General features: G+C 45.0%; 17 protein-coding genes. 16 read left to right on the forward strand and 1 reads right to left on the reverse strand.

The annotated features are described in order from the left end of the window. The first annotated feature begins 4 nt into the window (after positions 1-4). The 15 genes from MKY95_RS06735 (at position 5) to MKY95_RS06805 (ending at position 16,318) form a co-directional block, all read left to right on the forward strand. Positions 5-1,381, forward strand: coding sequence for an oligosaccharide flippase family protein (locus MKY95_RS06735; protein WP_076319069.1), 1,377 nt, complete (start codon positions 5-7; stop codon positions 1,379-1,381). After that, positions 1,368-2,396, forward strand: coding sequence for a polysaccharide pyruvyl transferase family protein (locus MKY95_RS06740; protein ID WP_047841970.1), 1,029 nt, complete (start codon positions 1,368-1,370; stop codon positions 2,394-2,396). The genes MKY95_RS06735 and MKY95_RS06740 overlap by 14 nt, the downstream gene beginning before the upstream one ends. Next, positions 2,393-3,775 (forward strand): sugar phosphate nucleotidyltransferase, encoded by a 1,383-nt coding sequence (locus tag MKY95_RS06745; RefSeq protein ID WP_076319070.1) that lies wholly within the window; start codon positions 2,393-2,395, stop codon positions 3,773-3,775. Before MKY95_RS06740 ends, MKY95_RS06745 begins: the two co-directional genes overlap by 4 nt. 32 nt (positions 3,776-3,807) lie before the next feature. Further along, complete coding sequence (locus MKY95_RS06750) at positions 3,808-5,139, forward strand: UDP-glucose/GDP-mannose dehydrogenase family protein (RefSeq protein WP_076319071.1); 1,332 nt, start codon at positions 3,808-3,810, stop codon at positions 5,137-5,139. 13 nt (positions 5,140-5,152) lie between these two features. After that, positions 5,153-6,073: an LCP family protein gene (locus MKY95_RS06755; RefSeq protein WP_036668922.1), complete on the forward strand. Its 921-nt coding sequence runs from the start codon at positions 5,153-5,155 to the stop codon at positions 6,071-6,073. 39 nt (positions 6,074-6,112) lie between these two features. Next, positions 6,113-8,254: a hypothetical protein gene (locus MKY95_RS06760; RefSeq protein WP_143781081.1), complete on the forward strand. Its 2,142-nt coding sequence runs from the start codon at positions 6,113-6,115 to the stop codon at positions 8,252-8,254. Between the two features lie 10 nt (positions 8,255-8,264). Continuing rightward, entirely contained in the window at positions 8,265-8,849 is a 585-nt protein-coding gene (locus MKY95_RS06765; protein ID WP_047841975.1) for a VanZ family protein, read from the forward strand. An 84-nt stretch (positions 8,850-8,933) separates the two neighbouring features. Then, positions 8,934-9,455: a hypothetical protein gene (locus tag MKY95_RS06770; protein ID WP_017690106.1), complete on the forward strand. Its 522-nt coding sequence runs from the start codon at positions 8,934-8,936 to the stop codon at positions 9,453-9,455. A gap of 296 nt (positions 9,456-9,751) precedes the next feature. Next, the gene (locus MKY95_RS06775) at positions 9,752-9,958 is read left to right on the forward strand and encodes a hypothetical protein (protein WP_152683015.1); all 207 of its coding nucleotides are present in this window, start codon (positions 9,752-9,754) and stop codon (positions 9,956-9,958) included. Between the two features lie 32 nt (positions 9,959-9,990). Beyond that, complete coding sequence (locus tag MKY95_RS06780; RefSeq protein ID WP_047841976.1) at positions 9,991-10,899, forward strand: ABC transporter ATP-binding protein; 909 nt, start codon at positions 9,991-9,993, stop codon at positions 10,897-10,899. Further along, a complete protein-coding gene (locus MKY95_RS06785; protein WP_076319075.1) occupies positions 10,892-11,683 on the forward strand; it encodes a DUF2705 family protein in 792 nt (263 codons plus the stop codon). The genes MKY95_RS06780 and MKY95_RS06785 overlap by 8 nt, the downstream gene beginning before the upstream one ends. Before the next feature lie 177 nt (positions 11,684-11,860). Then, positions 11,861-12,934, forward strand: coding sequence for an AI-2E family transporter (locus MKY95_RS06790; RefSeq protein WP_081745953.1), 1,074 nt, complete (start codon positions 11,861-11,863; stop codon positions 12,932-12,934). 216 nt (positions 12,935-13,150) lie between these two features. Further along, complete coding sequence (locus tag MKY95_RS06795) at positions 13,151-13,546, forward strand: GntR family transcriptional regulator (protein ID WP_076319076.1); 396 nt, start codon at positions 13,151-13,153, stop codon at positions 13,544-13,546. Positions 13,547-13,569: 23 nt separating this feature from the next. Next, positions 13,570-14,670 (forward strand): DUF5808 domain-containing protein, encoded by a 1,101-nt coding sequence (locus MKY95_RS06800; protein ID WP_076319077.1) that lies wholly within the window; start codon positions 13,570-13,572, stop codon positions 14,668-14,670. 58 nt (positions 14,671-14,728) lie between these two features. Next, positions 14,729-16,318 carry a stalk domain-containing protein gene (locus MKY95_RS06805; protein WP_339197670.1) on the forward strand — a complete coding sequence of 530 codons (1,590 nt, stop codon included), beginning with the start codon at positions 14,729-14,731 and terminating at the stop codon, positions 16,316-16,318. Positions 16,319-16,443: 125 nt separating this feature from the next. Here the strand turns inward: MKY95_RS06805 and MKY95_RS06810 are convergent, their stop codons facing one another. Continuing rightward, positions 16,444-17,802: a hemolysin family protein gene (locus MKY95_RS06810; RefSeq protein WP_036668939.1), complete on the reverse strand. Its 1,359-nt coding sequence runs from the start codon at positions 17,800-17,802 to the stop codon at positions 16,444-16,446. A 376-nt stretch (positions 17,803-18,178) separates the two neighbouring features. Here MKY95_RS06810 and cls point away from each other — a divergent pair, with 376 nt between their 5' ends. Beyond that, on the forward strand, positions 18,179-19,618 hold the full coding sequence (gene cls / locus MKY95_RS06815) for a cardiolipin synthase (RefSeq protein WP_047841979.1): 1,440 nt from the start codon (positions 18,179-18,181) through the stop codon (positions 19,616-19,618). Positions 19,619-19,680: the final 62 nt, after the last annotated feature.

A 19,680-nucleotide genomic window follows, 5' to 3' on the forward strand; every position in this document is an offset into this window, starting at 1 on the left:
CGCTATGGCGCAAGTTGCACTTCGCAAAGTATTCAGAGGAAACGGCTTAATGAGTGCCATATTTCAGACAAGTGGAACCAATCTGCTGGTCATGACACTGACGATGTTGTCTTCCATTTTGACGTCACGTATGTTCGGCGTAGAGGGAAAGGGCGCATTCTCGGCCATCCTGTTCTGGCCAGCGCTCTTAACCGGATTGGTCGGATTTGGACTACCAACTTCTATCATTTATAACATCAAACAGAGCGTAACCGAGAAGAGTGCGCAGTATGTTCGGTTAAGCTTTCTTTTTCAAGTTCCGGTGTGCATCATCATTGGTATTGTGGCCTGGTTTGGATTACCATTCTGGCTCTCCAGCTTTCCGCCGGAGGTCGTGCAGATATCCAGATGGTATACGATTGCTACCGTTCCGGTACTTATTGTCATCAATCTCATATCAGCGCTCTCACAGAGTCGGGAGAAATTCGCTGTATATAATGGTATCCGGTTAATGATCCCCCTGTTTAATGTAGGCGGGCTTTTTGTGTTATGGGGCCTGGGCATGCTGAGCATTCAGCTCGCAGCTGCGATCTATTTTGTAACCAGCTTCTCCGTGGTGGCGTGGGCTATCTATGCCAACCGTAATGAATTGAGACTGAGATGGTTCAAGGATCGGGTGGACCAGAGTTCGGCGAAGAAGCTTTTTGGTTATGGCAGCAAGGTGTATGGTGTTGAATTGTTAGGAACGCTGTATACCCAGTTTGATAAAATCATTATTTTGGCTTTGCTCACCCCGCGTGATTTTGGACTGTATTCCGTCGTATTTGCGTTATCCCGAATCTATAACGCAGTTCAGACGGCGATTAGCAATGTTGTTTTCCCAAAAGTGACTGGATTGCCCCAAGAGCAGATTATTCGAACAGTTGGCAGAGCCTTCCGCATCTCGCTCATGGTCATGATGATCATTGTAATACCCACCATGTTTGTGGGGAACTACCTGATGGGTCTTCTGTTTGGCTCCGAATTTTTGGAGGCGAGCGTAGCATTTTATATTTTGGCTGTGGAATGCATCATTGGTGGTGGCTCCTGGATTCTGGCATCCGCATTTAATGCACTTGGTCGGCCAGGGCTTGTGATGATCAGACAGCTCATTGCACTCTCGGTAACGGTGGCTTTGTTCTTTGTATTCACCCCGTTGTGGGGGCTCAACGGAATTGCGATTGCCTTATTGATCGGGTCCATTGTACGAATGGTGGTTACTGTGGCTGCGATGAAGATTGTATTTAAGGTGAAGTTTGCCGCCATGTTCTATGACAAGGAAGATCTGACGTTTCTCTATGAACGGTTAAACAAAAAAAGAAGAAGAGTCACCCAAGGAGGAGATGGAGATGCTGGGCACTAACAATATTCATCCAATGGAAGAGTTGAAGGGACATTTACGTCAGATTTTGAAGGTCATTCCACCGCGCACCGAAATCTATTATTTGGATTACCCGGTGCATAGCAATGGTGGCGACTTGTTGATTATGAAAGGTACTGAGGCTTTCTTCCGGGACAATGATATTCATGTACGTGCCAGATACAGCATTCTGGATTGCCCTTTGTCCCTCAAGGTACCGGAAGGTATCACGATTGTGTTGCACGGGGGAGGTAACTTTGGTGATCTGTACCCTGCCCATCAGAAATTGAGAGAGCGCATGATTGCCCAGCATCCGAATCACCGGATTGTCATTCTGCCACAGACGATGTTTTACAAGAGTGATATTGAATTGAAGAAGACAGCCCAAGTATTCAATCGTCATAAGGATGTGCACTTTTTTGTCCGGGACACCTTATCTTATGAGATAGCCAGTAAAGAATTTCAACAAACCAATGTGTATCTATCTCCGGATATGGCGCATCAGTTATGGCCTCTTAAGTCCAAGAGCAAGCCTACTGCAGAGATGTTGTATTTCTTCCGGAAAGACATTGAGAAAACTCAGAATCAGGTGCATTACGAATCCGTCAGTGGATCTAAGGCCACGTTTAAAGACTGGGAGACATTGTACAACCGGGTAGACCGGAAGATCATTCGGATGATTACATCCCGGTTAAAGTCAGGGAAAGGCAGCTCTTTCGCCCGCTGGTTGTGGTACAAATACTCTGATCGGATGGTACATACGGCCATTAAGGAATTCAATCAATACCAAACCATCACGACATCCCGTCTGCATGGACATATTCTGGCCTGTCTCCTGGATCAACCGAACATCCTGCTGGATAATTCATACGGCAAGAACTCGAATTATTATGCAGCTTGGACCAAGAGCAATCCGGCAGGCAGACTGGAATCCAATCAGACCAGCACATATAACAAACCAACCGAGACCGGCAAGGGAGCAAGTACGGTTGTGTTATCGGATGGTGCAGCCCTATGAGAAGTATTCTGTTATCCGGTGGTTCTGGCAAGCGTCTCTGGCCGTTATCCAACGATTCCAGATCCAAGCAATTTCTTAAAGTTCTTCATGGGCCAGAGGGAAATCCGGAATCCATGGTACAGCGGGTATGGCGACAGCTGAATCATGCCGGACTTGCATCAGAGGCACTTATTGCGACCAGTTTGCCACAGGTGGAGATTCTGACTTCTCAGCTGGGAGACGATGTGAGACTGGTTGTGGAGCCTGAGCGCAGAGATACGTTTCCTGCGATTGCGCTGGCAGCCTCCTATCTGTATTCCGTAGAGAGTGTGAGTCTGAATGAGACGATTGCGGTGTTGCCTGTAGATCCCTTTGTTGAAAAAGAATTCTTCGAAGTGCTGGCAACCTTACCGGAGATGCTTGATAAGTCTGGTGCTGATCTGGCCTTGATGGGAGTTGTGCCGACGCACCCGTCAGAGAAGTACGGATACATCATTCCGCAATCCCAATCTTCCAGTGAAAATAACAATGAATACGTGAATGTAGCGAAGTTCCAGGAGAAACCCTGCGAATCCGATGCGGTCCTCATGATTGAGCAGGCCGCATTATGGAATTGCGGGGTTTTTGCTTTTAAACTTGGTTATTTGATTAATCTGCTCATTGAGATGGAACTGCCGATCCAGTATGACGAGATGCTGAAGCAATACGGAAGATTGAACAAGATTAGTTTTGATTACCAGGTTGTCGAGAAGGCAAATCAGATTATTGCTATTCCGTATAACGGCTTCTGGAAAGATCTAGGCACGTGGAACACACTCACGGAAGAGATGGGAAGCTCGGTTGTAGGAAAAGGGTGGATTACGGGAGATTCCCTGAATACCCACCTGGTCAATGAATTGAACATTCCGGTTGCCATATTGGGCTTGTCGGATGTGGTGGTCGCCGTGAGTCCGGATGGCATTCTGGTCAGCGACAAAGAAGCCAGCCCACGGATCAAGGAAATCTTGAAGAACGAGGATCAACGCCCCATGTATGAGGAGCGCAGGTGGGGTTGCTACCGGGTTCTGGATTACACAAGAAACGAAGCTGGCGGCGAGGTTCTCACCAAACGAATCTGCATCAGTGCCGGGAAAAACCTGAGTTATCAATACCATTTGCTTCGCAATGAGGTATGGACGGTTGTATCAGGAACTGGGGAATTGATTCTGAATGGGCAGAGCCGAATGATTGGGCAAGGAGATACGGTGATCATTGACCGGAGTATGCTTCATTCCGTCAGAGCCGTTACGGAACTGGAGATCATTGAAGTACAGATCGGCAGTCAGCTGATTGAGGAAGATATCGTTAGAGTGTCTACCGAATGGCAGGACATTGTTCAGACATATGTGAAGCACGCGTAACCAACACATTAGAACATGGGGGAGATTATGGAATGAATATTACGGTGATTGGCACAGGGTATGTGGGTTTGGTATCGGGCGTATGTTTTTCGGAACTGGGAAATAACGTGATCTGTGTCGACAACAATGTGGAAAAAGTGAATATGTTAATGGACGGTCATGTTCCGATCTATGAACCGGGTCTGAAGGATATCATGAATGCCAATATGAAAGCAGGAAGGCTGTCCTTCACCACCAATATTCAGGATGCTATCAGTCGTTCGAATATCATCATTATCGCGGTGGGTACGCCATCCCTGCCTAATGGCGAAGCAAATCTGAGCTTTATTGAGCTTGTCGCTCGAGAAATAGGTTCTTATATGGATAATTATAAAATAATAATGACTAAAAGCACTGTTCCTGTCGGAACTAACGATCGTATTCAGGAATGGATCAGCAGTTTGACGAATCATCCATTCGACATGGCATCGGTACCGGAGTTCCTGCGAGAAGGTACCGCTGTCCAGGATACGCTCTATCCTGACCGGATAGTCATTGGGACACATAGTGAGCGGGCAGTCGCCACGTTGAAAGAGCTGCATCAGCCATTAACCGATCAGATTATTGTTACGGATATTCGCTCGGCCGAAATGATTAAATATGCATCCAACGCTTTCCTCGCAACCAAGATCTCATTTATCAACGAAATCTCTAACATCTGTGAAAAAGTAGGAGCAGATGTCAGCCGTGTTGCCGAAGGCATGGGCTATGACAGACGAATCGGTGCTTCCTTTCTCAAGGCTGGCATTGGTTACGGAGGTTCCTGTTTCCCTAAGGATACACAAGCTCTGATTCAAATTGCAGGTAATGTGGATTATGACTTCAAATTGCTGAAGTCCGTGGTGGAAGTGAACAAAGATCAACGCTTTAACGTCATTCGTAAACTGGAAGACGCACTAGGCTCACTCGAAGGGAAGGAGATAGCCATCTGGGGGCTCGCTTTCAAACCGGATACCGATGACGTTCGTGATGCTCCGGCGATTGAGATCATTCAGCGTTTGCTTGAGCAGGGAGCAGTGATTCGGGCATATGACCCCATCGCTACCGAGAACTTCCGCAAAGAGGTGGATTCCCCATCCATTACGTGGGAAGAGCGTGCCATGAAAGCGGCGGAAGGTGCTGATGCACTCTGTGTTCTGACGGAATGGAAAGAGTTTATGGAGGTTAATCTGACTGATTTGGCAGCGCATATGAATCAACCCATCCTGATTGATGGAAGAAACATCTACGGAGAAGATCAGATTAAAGATACGTCCTTCCAATACTACTCCGTTGGTCGTCCAGGTCTAACCAATATCGATGGTAGAAAAACGGCAGTCATCTAACGGAGGCCATAACATGAGACGCGGGATCAAAATAACATTAGGTGCCATTTCCCTTGTTGCAGTTGTCATGATTGGATATTCTGTGTATCTGTATTCGCATGTTAAATCAGCGGCGGATCAAATGTATGAACCCCGGGAACCCATCAAGCAGGTATCCATTGTAGACCAGCGGGGTGGGGGAGATTTCCCTGTGGATATGGAGAATGAAGAACCTTTTAATGCTTTGATTCTGGGTGTGGATGAACGTTCCAATGATCGGGGGCGCTCCGACACCATGATTGTATTAAGTGTTAATCCTGCGAAAAAATCCGCACTTATGTTTAACATTCCTCGAGATACCAGAACGAATATTGTTGGTCACGGCACGGAGGATAAGATCAACCATGCCTATGCTTTTGGGGGCGTTAACATGTCTGTGCAGACCGTGGAACAATTGCTCAACGTTCCCATACATTACTACATGAAAGTGAATATGGAGGGCTTTGCACAAGTCATCGACATGGTGGGTGGAGTGGATGTGAATAACCCGTTTGCATTTGACTATGAGGGTTACCGGTTCGAGCAAGGGAATATTCATCTGGATGGTGAAGCTGCTTTGGGATTTTCGCGGATGCGTTATGATGATCCGAAGGGAGATCTCGGGCGGAATGACCGCCAGCGGGAGATCATCAAACAAGTGCTGAAGAATACGGTCCAGGTATCCAACGTATTGCAACTGGAGACGTTGCTGGACGAAGTCAGTGCTCACGTCAGAACCGACGTTACCTTTGATGAGATGAAGCAGATGTTCTCCAATTATCGTTCGGTACTGGATCATATTGAATCCGTTGAGATTAAAGGCACGGGCAAGAAAATAGACGGAGTGTATTACTATATCGTGGAACAATCGGAACGAGATAGGATACATCAGATGATTGAAGAACATTCAAAATGATCGGATAGGGCGGTGAACCAGATGCGTATCTCCAGGCTAATGAAATTGTCCCTGATTGTGCTACTAATGTATATGCTCATGATACCGGCAAGTACAAATTATGTTCAATCAGCTCAAAACTATCAATGGAATAATATACCTATTGGTGGTGGGGGGTACGTTACAGGGGTGGTAATTCATCCGACTGAGCCTGATCTGGTTTACGCTCGAACTGACGTTGGAGGAGTATATCGGTTGGATACAGCTTCAGGAGATTGGGTTCCACTACTGGATCATTTTGGAGATGAGGACAGCAATCTGTACGGCGTGGATGGAATTGCGCTGGATCAGCAAAACCCTAATGTCGTGTATATCGCTGCTGGGAAGTACGGGAACGTGGGGCCGAGTGATATTCTGAAATCCACAGATCGGGGAGAGACCTGGACTCGAACCGGACTTAATCTTCGGAATGAATCAAATGGAAATATCCATCGAGCCATGGGAGAGAGCATCGCGGTTAATCCCACGAACTCCAATTACCTGCATGTGGGTACACGATATGATGGATTGTACACTTCCAGTGATGGTGCAGCCACATGGAGCAAGGTATGGGATGTACCTAGCGGACTGTCCGGTGAGGGAATTCGGAGTGTAGCTTATGGATTGAATCCCGTGACGAAGCAAGGTCAAGTTGTGTATGCGGGGGTTCGCGGCATTGGTGTGTACAGCAAAGCACCAAGAAGCAATGGGCAGACCACTTGGCAACTTACCGGGAGAAGTCCCGAATATCCTGCACGTATGACTGTGGCGAAGAACGGGACGTTGTATGTGACCACGGATAATCAGGGCGTCTACAAGTTCAATGGTGTGCAGTGGACAAATATAACACCCAGCTCCAGTTACTCATCTTATTATGGAATCACGATTGATCCCAATAATGATAATCACATCCTGGCAGCCGTTCGAACAGGCGGAGATAATCTGCCACTGTATCGTTCCGTTAATGGCGGACAGAGTTGGACAACAGTGAGCAAAACGCTGGTATCCAAACCGTCCTGGTGGACACCCAACATGTTTTTCTCAGCCACATCCAGTATCAAGTTTGATCCGCATAATCCGGGCACCGTATACGCTACAGACTGGTTTGGCGTGTACAAGACGGAAAATATCAATGGTACCAATGGATTGACTGGCAATACAGCGAGTACTTGGGAAGCCATTACCGATGGTCATGAAGAAGTCGTCGCACTCACGGCATCCACACCACCTCAGGGTGTTTCATTTTTTAGTGGTTTAACGGATCAAGTCGGATTTAGACATGAAAATGTAACCGATGTTCCTCTTAATAAAATCCCGCTCTCAGGTATGCGAGAAATTGTGAGTATTGACTATCACGAGGCAAATCCGAATTACATGATATTTCTGGGAAGCAGTGACTGGTATGGTACCACCACACGTTTATTTGTCTCTTCCAATAACGGAGTTACAGTAACTCCAATGAATGTTCCGGCTGGCTCCAAACTGGGGAGGGTCGCCTATTCAGCTATTAATCCAAATGTAATTGTTTATTACCCCCAGACCGGTAATCCGGTCAGAAGCACGAATCGTGGTGCAACATGGCAAAATATGAATGGTGCCCCTTTTCAGGCCATCGGGGGGAATATGGTCTTTGCCTATAATCATCCACTGGCTGCGGATCGCATCAATGGATATAAATTTTATATGTATGCTGCTGGTTATCTGTATCGGTCTACGGATGCAGGTGCCAACTGGTCCAAAGCGAATACGGTTCGCCTTCCGATTAATACGGATATCAATACAAGCTTCATTAAAGTCGAGGCTGCACCTGGCGTGGCGAATAATGTATGGGTGAGTCTGGGAACCGATGGATTATATGCATCAACGAATTCGGGAAATACATTTTCCAAGATCCAGGGTGTACAGAATTCCAAATTATTTGCCTTTGGTAAAGCTCAGCCCGGCAGATTGGTTCCGGCTGTCTATGTATATGGCACCGTAAATAACGTGCATGGATTCTTCCGTTCCGATGATATGGGGATAACCTGGAACAATATAGGTCCTTTAGGTAATGGAATCGGGCTGGGCAATGAACCGCAAATTATGGCGGCAGACCGTCAAATCTATGGTCAGGTATATGTAGGTACAAATGGCAGAGGCATGTATGTTGGATCAATAGAATAACGATAGAGATATGAAAGTGGTGAAGATCAAAATGATGGAGGAGGGCTCCGGGCGCACGAGACAAAAGCATGTACGAAGAACATACGGATTTCTCATTGCTCTGCTGTTGATTGTGATCTGGATTCTGGTCATCTGGTCCATGTCCACGCAATCCTCTCAACAGCAAGACATTCAGCCTTGGCTTCATAAATGGTCTCAAAAATTGCACATCGGTTTTACACTTCCTGATGTGCAATTCACTTACGGGGAGTATGAGTATTCGCTGAAGCAGCGGCCGTATGATTTTGCAGAGTTCATCTTTCGCAAGAGTGCGCACTTATTTGTATACGCTGTGCTCGCCGTGCTTGTGTACGGCGGGATGCGGTACAGAAGAACCTCCCTTGTGACCAGTATCGTTTCTGCTCTGGCTGTGGTGTTTGTTATAGCCTCCATTGATGAGTATATTCAGCAGTTCAGCCCGGATCGGACAAGCTCGATACGTGATGTTGGAGTAGACTTGCTCGGCGGCTGCTGTGGGATTGCCATATATGCAGCACTTCAGTCCATGATCCGAAGGATCAGAAAAGGAAAGCGTACTTCCATTCACAGCGAGTGATTTCCCAGGAAATTAGATGTATCGTTCAACTTCTACTTGTCTGCCATCCATCATAAGTATGGAGTAGGACAAGGAGGACTGGACATGCTGCGAAGAAGGAACCGGAATGCTTTGCTCAAAAAGATCGGGTTCATCACGATCATTGTATTATTGCTGTGGTTGATTGCCAGAACCATTCCGTATTTGTTTCAGGCAGATACATCGGATGAAGCTGCTGCTGTTGCCGAAGAGTTCTACAAATATGAGCAGACGGGTGACTTCGGCAGTTCGTGGGAACTCTTTCATCCCCTGATGAAAGAGCGGTTTCCCAAGAGCGCTTACGTACAGAACAGAGCACATATATTTATGCAGCATTTTGGCGTGGAAACGTTTGAGCTGGAGATGGAAAAGCCGGAGCGCGAGTTCGATGTAACCGTGATTGATGGCGTTAAGCCATTTTCTGAAGCCTACAGAATCCGGGTCACGCAGAAGTACTCAGGTACCTTTGGCCAATTCGATATTGTGCAGACCTGTTATCTGGTAGAGGATGGCGATGAGTGGACCTTACTCTGGTATTATCCAAATCAGAAAAATGAGGATACCTCGCAGGTCGACAAAAGTGACTGATCAGGAAATAGTATTAACCCATACATTGAACCGAATTGTATCATTTACCTAACATGAGGCTCCATAAATGCGAGACTTTTGTCGCATTTTTGGAGCTTTTTTTGTGTTTTGCTTGTTTTTATAGCTTTAAAGCCTTGACATTAGTCCCGGTGTCAAGTAAATTACGAGATAGATACAAAATGTATCAATTTTCAGCGTCTAACGACAAATAACAAGGACTTCTAAGCTCCTTGTGAGGGGAAGGAATATCATTGATCGAAACGGGCCGCTTTTACTGTGTCAGTTGTGGGATGATTGTGTCGGTCACTAGAAGCTCTGTCGAAATGAAGGAAGAGGGCAATGGAGGCAATCACGTATTTCGCACCGGATTCTACCGGAGTGAAATGCCGCTTGGATGCTGTGAAGCGTGTGTAGTTGAAGCGAAACGTCAGGGGAAATCCCAGTTTGCGGGACAATATACTAAAGATTATGATACACTATGTGCATATGAGAAACGGGCATGAATGATGTGCTCGTCCATGAAGGAGGGGATTGAATGCAGCAGGAGCCGGTCGTCCGGATTCAGGGCGTCAGCAAGATCATATCCTCCCGATCATTGGTCAGCGACCTGACTCTGGATATTTCTCCGGGGCAGGTTTTTGGTTTTTTAGGACCCAATGGCGCGGGAAAAACAACGACGATTCGAATGATGGTTGGACTGATGTCCATCAGTAAAGGTGATATTTTCATTTCCGGACACAGTGTAAAGAATGAATTTGAGAAGGCGGTAGCCCAGGTAGGAGCTATTGTGGAAAATCCGGAAATGTACAAGTTTCTGACCGGGTACCAAAATCTCGTTCACTTTGCCCGCATGTCGCCGGGAGTTACGAAGGAACGTATTGCGGAAACAATTGAGCGTGTGGGGCTCACAGCCCGTATTCACGATAAGGTCAAAACCTATTCACTTGGCATGCGCCAGCGTCTGGGGGTCGCGCAAGCGATATTACATAAACCGAAGCTGCTTGTACTGGATGAGCCGACCAATGGTTTGGACCCACAGGGTATACGGGAACTGAGAGATTATTTGCGTCAGCTCACCCAAGAGGAAGGCATTACGGTCTTTGTATCCAGTCATTTATTGTCGGAGATGGAGCTGATGTGTGATACGGTGGCCATCATCCAGAATGGCAAGTTGATTGATGTAAGAAACCTTCGGGCTGAAGCCGGTTCGGATGCATTAATCGAAGTTGCTTTTGAGCTGAATGATGCAGACCGTGCTGCGGATCTGATTCAGGGTGCTGTCGTACAGGGCAATGTCCTGGTGATGCGGGTGTCTCGTGAGCAGATTCCGGATATCAATGCCAAGCTGGTTAGCGAAGGGTTTCAGGTGTACGGTATTCGTAACGTGACTCACACCCTGGAAGAACAATTCTTGCAAGTCACTGGGGGTGGAGGCATTGGGTAGTTTTGGTAATCTGATATTGAACGAGAATATGAAAATTTTCCGTCGTCCCCGTACCTGGATCATGTTATCAATTCTGGCGCTGATCTCGCTATTAATGCCAGTGTTACTGCGAGAAGGCATGGGGTCCAATGAAGTTTTGTACTGGGAAGCGGCTGTAACGACCATCCAGGTTACATTTTTCCTGAACACGATCTTTTGTGTCGTGATTGCAGCGGAATCGGTCGCAGGCGAATTTACTTGGGGAACCATTAAGCTATTGCTGATCCGTCCATGGTCACGAAGCAAAGTTCTTGCTTCCAAATATCTGACCGTCGTTGGCTTCAGTATTGTCAGTACATTGTTGGTCATCGCGATGGCCATGCTGATGTCTTATATCCTTTTCTCCCATGATGCTCCGGGAGGAAGCGGTAGTCCGGCTACGAATGCTCTGACGTTATGGGGATATTTGTACGTTGATCTGTTCATTACGCTTGCGATTGCCTTTATGGTGTCCTCCGTATTTCGTTCAGGTGCACTTGCGATTGGATTATCCCTGTTCATTATGTTCTCACAGAGTATCTTCTCACTCATATTCAATCCGGTCCGTTATGAGTGGGCCAAGTATGTTCTATTCAACAACATGGATCTTAGCAAATACATGACCTCCGGGGCGGATTTTGCGCTAATGGGTGGCCCGAGTGCAGGAATGACACTGGGTTTCTCCATTGCAGTTCTGGCGGTGTATTACGTTATTTTCATGGTGATTTCCTGGGTTGTATTCAGCAAAAGAGATGTGGCAGGCTAACGCCTGCTTCTTTTTTTTGCTCCAATGTTTGTTTTGGAAAGAAAATAAGTGTATATTCAGCATCGCCTGTGGCATGACTGTCATTTAAGGGTACTTAGTATCATAAGTAAATGACTAGATATACATATGAACGCCGCAGTCACTTTGGCAGAGCAGCGCATGGAGGGATCACGTTTCTTGATAAATAACAAGTTCTACCGCATATGTACAGCGATTATTCTGCTGCTGCTCATCGTGTATCTGGGGGAAAAAGTGAACTTTATTTTCAGCCCCCTGACCTCACTGATTCACATCATCATCATTCCGCTGCTGATTGCTGGTTTCTTCTATTATCTGCTGCGCCCGCTTGTCGATTATATGGAAAGGCATAAGATCAAACGTGCATTGTCAGTTCTGATTATTTATGTCGTAATTGCACTAATACTTGCAGGTTTTAGTGTGCTTGTATGGCCTTCCCTGCGTGAACAATTGATGAATTTTGTAGAGAATGCTCCAGCGTTGGTTACTTCACTCAGCGATCAGTTGAATGCACTTGAAAAGAGCAATGTTGTATCCAGATACCTGCCTGATGATTCCAATCTATTCTCACGATTATCCGATGTTCTGAGCCAAGGGATCACTCAGGTAACCAATTATGTCTCCGGGTTATTCTCCGTGGTATCCAATCTGGTTATTATTCTGGCAACGTTCCCGATTATGTTGTACTACATGCTCAAGGAAGGTAGCAAGTTTGGAACGAATCTGACCTTATTGTTGCCAAGACATTATCGGAAGGATGGGGAAGAAACCGTCCATGAGATCGATGAAGCATTAAGCAACTATATTGTTGGCCGGGTTATTGTTAATGTAGCCTTGGGGATTCTGATGTACATCGGTTTTCTCATCTTAGGTTTGCCTTACGCATTGCTGCTGACGGTTGTATCGATTATTCTGAACTTCATCCCTTATGTGGGTGCTTTGCTGGCAGCTATTCCGGTTGTCATTGTTGCGTTTATCGAATCACCTTCGATGGCGATCTGGTCACTGGTCATCATTGTAATCGCACAGCAAATTCAGGATAACCTGATCTCACCTTATGTCTATGGCAAACAGCTCGATATTCATCCACTGACTACCGTTATCCTTTTGCTCGTGGGTGCTGACCTGGGAAATATCTTGGGTATGATCATCGTGATTCCCCTATATATGATTCTGAAAATTATAGTTCGCAAAATCCATTATCGGATTGTCGAAGATAAGACTGAAACTTAAATGGAATTTGAAATACAACGCTATCATGTGTGCCACTACTAATGTTTGTTATTGAATCACATCGATAAGCTCATCAGGATAAGCCGCATATCAATGGCGAAGGGGCAAGCAAGTTTGCCCTCGCCATTGGTAGGCGGCTTTTTTTCATACATATTGTTCACTCATGTTATATCTGTTATACTTGATATATAACAGATAACAAAAGAAGGTGAACCCTTGATTATTCAACTGGATATGCAATCCGAACTTCCCATCTATTCGCAACTTGTTTATCAAATTATTGAAGGCATTGCTGGTGGTGAGTTACAGCTAGGTGAGGCGTTACCTTCGGTTCGGAATTTGGCCGCAGATATCGGTGTTAACCTTCACACCGTCAATAAGGCTTATACACTACTCAAGCAAGATGGATACATTCTAGTTCATAGACAAAAGGGAGTTGTAGTGAACCCTGATGGAATGCCTGGTTTAACGGATGATTTTTTGAAAAAGCAGCAAAGAGAATTAAGACCGATTATTGCGGAAGCGATCTGTCGAGGAATGACCAAAGAAGAATTATCTGCGGTGTTAGACCAAATGTATGATGATGTGAAGATGGGTCACAACAAAGAGTAAAGAATCAAGGGAGTGTGTTATGTATGCAGCTATTTAGTATATTACCTATCATTTTAATCTTTGCTCCATTAGCCTTACTTCTATCTTTTACACCATATCTGACAAGGGAAACCATTAGCTTTGGGGTTACGGTAAGTCAATATAATTACTACACACCCATCTTACGTAAGCTAAGAAGTACGTTTGCTACAGTAAGTCTGATCGGAAACGGGATGGTTATACTTGTCTGTCTGTATTTTCTCCGATCTGCTAATGAAGATGCTACCGCAATGATTACCGGTGTTAGCACAATGATATTTATTGTGTACTGGACAGCGCTACACATCTTATTTCATTTCAAGATGAAAAAGATAAAAGGAACACTTACAACTGTAGAAGCACCTCAAAGAGTTAAAATCGATACCACCTTTCGCCAAAATAAACTCACCTATTCCAACTATTGGTTTCTCATTCACATTGCTATTATTGTTGCCATTGCGATCATTTCGATCCTGAATTATAAGGCACTACCTAACGTCATTCCAATAAAATATGATCTTCAAGGCCATGTTACTTCCAGTGTGCCTAAAACTTACCTCTCGGTACTGGCTATTAATCTTGTACAGCTAGGAATCATTGCACTTATGATGTTGGTTAACTGGAGTATTAAATCAAGCAAACAACAGCTTACTACGTCTAATCCGGGCCAATTTGCTGCTGAAAATATTCAATTCCGCCGTAAATGGTCCCTATTTACGCTTGTAACAGGCTTACTTCTTACCATTTTATTTGCCTTTATTCAGATCAATATGTTCGTCCCTAATCTGGTCTTGTTAACAGCTATTAGCTTCATCACTCCTGTGGTGATCGTGTTAGGTGTTGTATGGCTGTCTCTCACAGGCAGACAAGGCGGTGGCAAAATTCGTAATCAACAAGAGGATCACGAACGATCTAAGGAGCAGCCTGTGAATGACGATGATCATTGGAAGCTTGGGTTTATTTACTTCAATGCCAATGATCCTTCTTTAACCATAGAAAAGCGTTATGGAATAGGCTGGACAATTAACTTCGCTCGTCCACTATCTTGGGTCCTATTGTTATTCATCATTGCTATTGTTGTTATAAGCATAGTCCTGAGCCAATAAATGCTCATAATGCTATGCATATAATAGATGAAATTAATTATTAGGAGGAGTTATTACAATGAACAATTGGAAAAAGCTATTACTTTCTCTTACTTTCGTAGGTCTCATCCTTCCGGTAACATCCATCTCAGAAGCTGCTGAAAAATCCGCTGGTAGTGAAAATCTTGTTCCTATTCGTGAGATTGCAGAAAAGAATGGGGCAGAGGTATCTTGGCAACAAAAGACAGGAGAAATCACAATACGAAAAAGTGAGCTTACGATTGTAGTTAAGGTAGGAGAGAAACAGGCGATGGTGAATGGGCAAGCCATATCCTTAGACAATCCTGTTCAGTTAACGAAAGGAACTACCTATATGGATGGGGCATTTCTTTCCGAGACGCTGAAGGCAGCACCTGAGGATATATTCATTTCCCTTATTAGTGAGGGCGATGGCAAGGAGGCTGCCAAGTATGTTCATACCTCTGTGAGTGGAGTGTTGTCACCCACGTTGTTGAGTCAGCTATGGGGAGCTTTAGAAGGACAAAATGGCAAAATTACAAGTGAAGCTATAGCTAAGCATGTAGAAAATAATACAGTGCATCGCAATGTTACCTATACGTTCAAAACAGAGCTAACTCGTTTAAATATTACGGTCAGAATGAATGATAACGGACTTGTGGATGATTTGCATATTGCCGCCGCTACTCCCGATGTGTATCAAAAACCAAGCTACGACGACCCATCTGCCTATACAGAACAAGACATTACGGTTGGTCAGGGTGATTTAGCTTTGCCAGGGACATTAACTTTGCCCAAGGGAGAGGGACCTTTCCCGGTTGTCATTCTGGTACACGGATCTGGGCCTAGCAATCAAGATGCTGCCATTGGTGGTGCAAAGCCGTTTCGCGATCTTGCGGTAGGTTTGGCTTCACAAGGAGTTGCTGTATTAAGATACGATAAGGTCACGTATGAGCATACCTATAAGGTGGCTTCACAGCCTAAATTCACATTAAAACAAGAAAGCGTAGATCAGGTAAACGATGCAGTGGAATTGCTTAAAAAGAATGCACATATTGATTCTACAGCGATTTTTGTAGCTGGACATAGTCAAGGCGGGTTTGCAATGCCATTAATCATTGCTGAGGATAAACAACATGATATTGCAGGAAGTATTCTACTTGCTGCACCAAGTAGTAGCTTTGCGGATGTGCTTACCGAGCAGCAGGACGAATTGGTAGAGCGGATGAAGCAGCTTGGTTTAGACACGGATGTCATTCAAGGGCAAGCTGATTTTTATAAAAATGTGGCTGCGATGGTTAAAGATCCAAAATATTCTGTAGATCATCTTCCTGAGGCGTTTCCACTTCAACCTGCTTATTGGTGGTTTGAGCAGAGAGATTATGTGCCTGCGGAACTGGCTAAAACACAAAATACACCTATGCTTGTTATACAAGGCGAAAACGATGTGCAAGTGTCTATGAATCAATTCCAAACCTGGAAATCGTCTCTCCAAGGTCATTCCAATGTAACGTACAATAGCTATCCAAAGGTAAATCATCTTTTATCCAGCTATGATGGACTTTCGATCGGTCAAGAGTACGCTGAGCCATCTAATGTCTCCAAAGCCATTATCGATGATATTGCGAAGTGGGTATTAAAATCAAACTAAAAATGGGAGTTCCATTCTTGGGTTGAATGATAACTTGGAGAAGTGACGGATAGGGCGAGATATAATAAGAAGAGGAGCACTTACCAACATAGGCAAGTGCTCCTCTTCTTATTTATAAATTTGCTTTATTTAGACCAATTGGACTCTTTCTCGTCTTCATCGGTATAATCAGACATGGTCAGTGGTTCCTTGGGAACAACGGCCACTTTGTAGAACCGATTCTTGTCTTTTTCCAGCAAAACAAAGATTAGATTCTCGAACTCATATTCTTCCTGTTCGTTCATCTCGGGACGATGGCTGTAGAGCCATCCACCAATGGTGTCCCACTCATCTGCATCCAGGCTGGACATAAACATGTCGTTCACCTTCGATAAGGAAACCTTGCCATCCATAATGACATAGTTCTCATTGATGACTTGAATATCTTCCACTTCGTCTGCGTCGAACTCGTCGCGAATCTCACCAACAATCTGCTCAAGCACATCCTCGATGGTTACAATTCCGGAAGTTCCTCCATATTCGTCGACAAGTACGGCGATATGTACGCCATCCTTCTGCATTTTCTTGAGCAAGTCCTTCACAGGAGTTGTTTCGTGAACAGCCGATACAGGCTGAATCAGGGAGGATAGATCAACAGGTTCATCGTTTCCGTAAAGTTCCAGGAAGAATTGTTTCGTATTAATGATACCGATGATATCGTCTTTACTCTCATTCACTACTGGAAAACGTGTATATTGTTCTTCACGGATGATCTCCAGGTTTTCCTCGTTTGTTCTATTCACATAAAGGCAGACCATATCGGTCCGGGGTACCATGATTTCTTTGGCTAACATCTCATCAAAAGCAAAGATCCGGCTTACGTAACCGAACTCGGCTTGGTTGATTTTACCACTTTCAAAGCTTTCATTAATGATGATCTGCAACTCTTCTTCGGAGTGTGCATCTTCATGTTCAGAAGCAGGTTTGATTCCGAACAGTTTCACCAGTTGGTTCGCTGAGCCGTTTAACAGCCAGATAAAAGGATACATAATTCGGTTAAACCAGATGATAGGTGTAGACGTCAGCAGTGCAACAGTCTCGGCTTTCCGGATTGCAATCGTTTTTGGAGCGAGTTCACCAACCACAACATGCAGATACGTGATGGAAGCAAACGCGATTACAAACGATAAGAATGAAGAAACCGCCTCAGGAATTTGCAAGCTTTCGAACACAGGGTGGAGAATCTTCTCTACCGTTGGTTCACCCAGCCAGCCCAGTCCCAGAGATGTGATCGTGATTCCAAGCTGGCAGGCAGACAAATATCCGTCCAGATTGGCAACGGCTTGTTTAACAGCCAGCGCACGCTTGTTTCCTTCTGCAATCATTTGATCGATCCGGCTCGGACGAACCCGTACCAGAGCGAATTCCACTGCGACAAAAAACGCCGAAAGTCCTATCAAAAAAGCAACCAATACTAAATTTAACGCATACCTCTCACTTTCCATTCACTGCTCTTCTCCTTTAGGTAATAAGTTTTTAACGATTATTATATCTAATTTTACGTAAGAAGACCACCTCCAGACAAAGAAATGAGGAAGAGTCTGGAAGGTGAAATGAGCAGATTGGCGTCACAATGCGAATCTGCTCCATCATTAAACTGATATGTAGAAGGTAACACAGTCAGAATATACAATGAACGAAGTAGAAATTTGAATTTCCAGAATCAAGTATTCCGTCTGCTTATGTAAAGTTTTATCTAAGCAAACGTTACGAATAGGGGGTACATTGGGTATCTATGATTAGCTGTATACATAATCGTCAAAGATGTGTAGGTGAGAGAAAGGCAAGGCCATGAAGCTTGCCACTTGAGGAGGAAGCCGAATGTTCTGGCTGGTCATTATATTACTCGTATTTATTTTCCAGGCAGCCACAATTCTTTTGCTGGAATTTCGTAATCCGGCTAAAGCTGTGGCTTGGCTGTTTATTTTGTTCTGCGTGCCTTTGATCGGTTTTGTGGTGTACTATTTCGTGGCGCAGGATTATAACAAACGAAAAAAACTCCGCAAGGGTGGATCGCGCATCTTCCGTGAAATGAAGGAAACGATCTGGGAACAAGCCCACATCATTGGAGATGTCGAACAGATGCCTGGCGATCGTTTCAGCCACCAGCATCGATTGTTTAACCTATTATCCCATCTGTCGGAGAGCCCGATTACAGGTTGTAACCACAGTACGGTACTCACAAATGGTGAAGAGGCGTTTGCCGCAATGCTGAGGGAAATGGAAAAAGCAAAGCACCATCTGCATGTGGAATTTTACATTTTCCGTGATGATGTGATCAGTACGAAGTTTCAGGATGTCATGATTCGCAAGGCACAGGAGGGCGTGAAGGTTCGGTTTATTTGTGACGGTCTCGGCAGTCACAAGATGAGCTGGAGTTTTATTCGCAAACTGCAGGATGCAGGTGTGGAATTTCATTATTTTCTACCGCCACTGATTGCAACGATTGACCGAAGAGTCAACTACCGGAATCACCGTAAAATTGTTGTTGTGGATGGACAGGTTGGCTTCGTGGGTGGCATTAATGTAGGCGATGATTACCTTGGACAATATCCAGAGGTGGGTTTCTGGCGGGATACACATGTGCAGATCGAGGGAGATGCCGTGTACTTCCTGCAAAGTACGTTCCTGAACGACTGGAAATTGGCTTCCGGTGAGCGAATTACCGAACCCCAGCTTGCGGAATTGTTTCCACCCCATATCTGTAGCGGGGAAGAACGAATTCAGATTCTGGCCAGTGGGCCGGATCAGGACTGGGATGCCATTCAGGAAATGTGTTTTGGGGCGATTTCGGTAGCCTGTGACCGAATTTACATTACCACACCTTATTTTATTCCTGATCCTGCCCTGTATGAGGCACTCAAAACAGCTGCTGTCAGTGGCGTTGATGTGAAAATTATCATTCCGTATCAATCCGATTCAAAGCTTGTTCATTTGGCATCCCTTTCATATGTAGAGGAACTTCTGCGAGCAGGTGTTGAGTTCTTCCAATATCGCAAAGGTTTTGTACATGCCAAAGTGATGATTGTGGATGAGTTGCTTGCAACGGTAGGCACGGCCAATATGGATATGCGCAGTTTTTTTTGCAATTTTGAGTTAACGGCTGTCCTGTTCGAGTCCTCTCCGATTCGTCGTTTGATCACTGATTTTGAACGTGATCTCGGGGAATGCAGTCAGATCGATGGGGAGGTATTTCAGAAGCGTTCACGACGGCAAAAAGGCGCAGAAATGCTTTCTCGGATGCTTTCACCGCTTCTTTAGCCGATTTAGGGCAGATTTCTGAAGATAAGTTCACTTTTTGTGAATTTATCTTCTTTTTGCTA

The sequence above is a fragment of the Paenibacillus sp. FSL P4-0176 genome (assembly GCF_037975265.1).
Lineage (GTDB): Bacteria > Bacillota > Bacilli > Paenibacillales > Paenibacillaceae > Paenibacillus > Paenibacillus amylolyticus.

Excerpts from the sequence above, each read along its gene's own strand:
- MKY95_RS06805 (WP_339197670.1), top strand. The coding sequence starts at position 14,729 with ATGAACAATTGGAAAAAGCTATTACTTTCTCTTACTTTCGTAGGTCTC.
- MKY95_RS06765 (WP_047841975.1), top strand. The coding sequence starts at position 8,265 with ATGAAAGTGGTGAAGATCAAAATGATGGAGGAGGGCTCCGGGCGCACG.
- MKY95_RS06780 (WP_047841976.1), top strand. The coding sequence starts at position 9,991 with ATGCAGCAGGAGCCGGTCGTCCGGATTCAGGGCGTCAGCAAGATCATA.
- cls (WP_047841979.1), top strand. The coding sequence starts at position 18,179 with ATGTTCTGGCTGGTCATTATATTACTCGTATTTATTTTCCAGGCAGCC.
- MKY95_RS06740 (WP_047841970.1), top strand. The coding sequence starts at position 1,368 with ATGCTGGGCACTAACAATATTCATCCAATGGAAGAGTTGAAGGGACAT.
- MKY95_RS06800 (WP_076319077.1), top strand. The coding sequence starts at position 13,570 with ATGCAGCTATTTAGTATATTACCTATCATTTTAATCTTTGCTCCATTA.
- MKY95_RS06755 (WP_036668922.1), top strand. The coding sequence starts at position 5,153 with ATGAGACGCGGGATCAAAATAACATTAGGTGCCATTTCCCTTGTTGCA.
- MKY95_RS06810 (WP_036668939.1), bottom strand. The coding sequence starts at position 17,802 with ATGGAAAGTGAGAGGTATGCGTTAAATTTAGTATTGGTTGCTTTTTTG.
- MKY95_RS06770 (WP_017690106.1), top strand. The coding sequence starts at position 8,934 with ATGCTGCGAAGAAGGAACCGGAATGCTTTGCTCAAAAAGATCGGGTTC.
- MKY95_RS06760 (WP_143781081.1), top strand. The coding sequence starts at position 6,113 with ATGAAATTGTCCCTGATTGTGCTACTAATGTATATGCTCATGATACCG.
- MKY95_RS06735 (WP_076319069.1), top strand. The coding sequence starts at position 5 with ATGGCGCAAGTTGCACTTCGCAAAGTATTCAGAGGAAACGGCTTAATG.
- MKY95_RS06745 (WP_076319070.1), top strand. The coding sequence starts at position 2,393 with ATGAGAAGTATTCTGTTATCCGGTGGTTCTGGCAAGCGTCTCTGGCCG.
- MKY95_RS06750 (WP_076319071.1), top strand. The coding sequence starts at position 3,808 with ATGAATATTACGGTGATTGGCACAGGGTATGTGGGTTTGGTATCGGGC.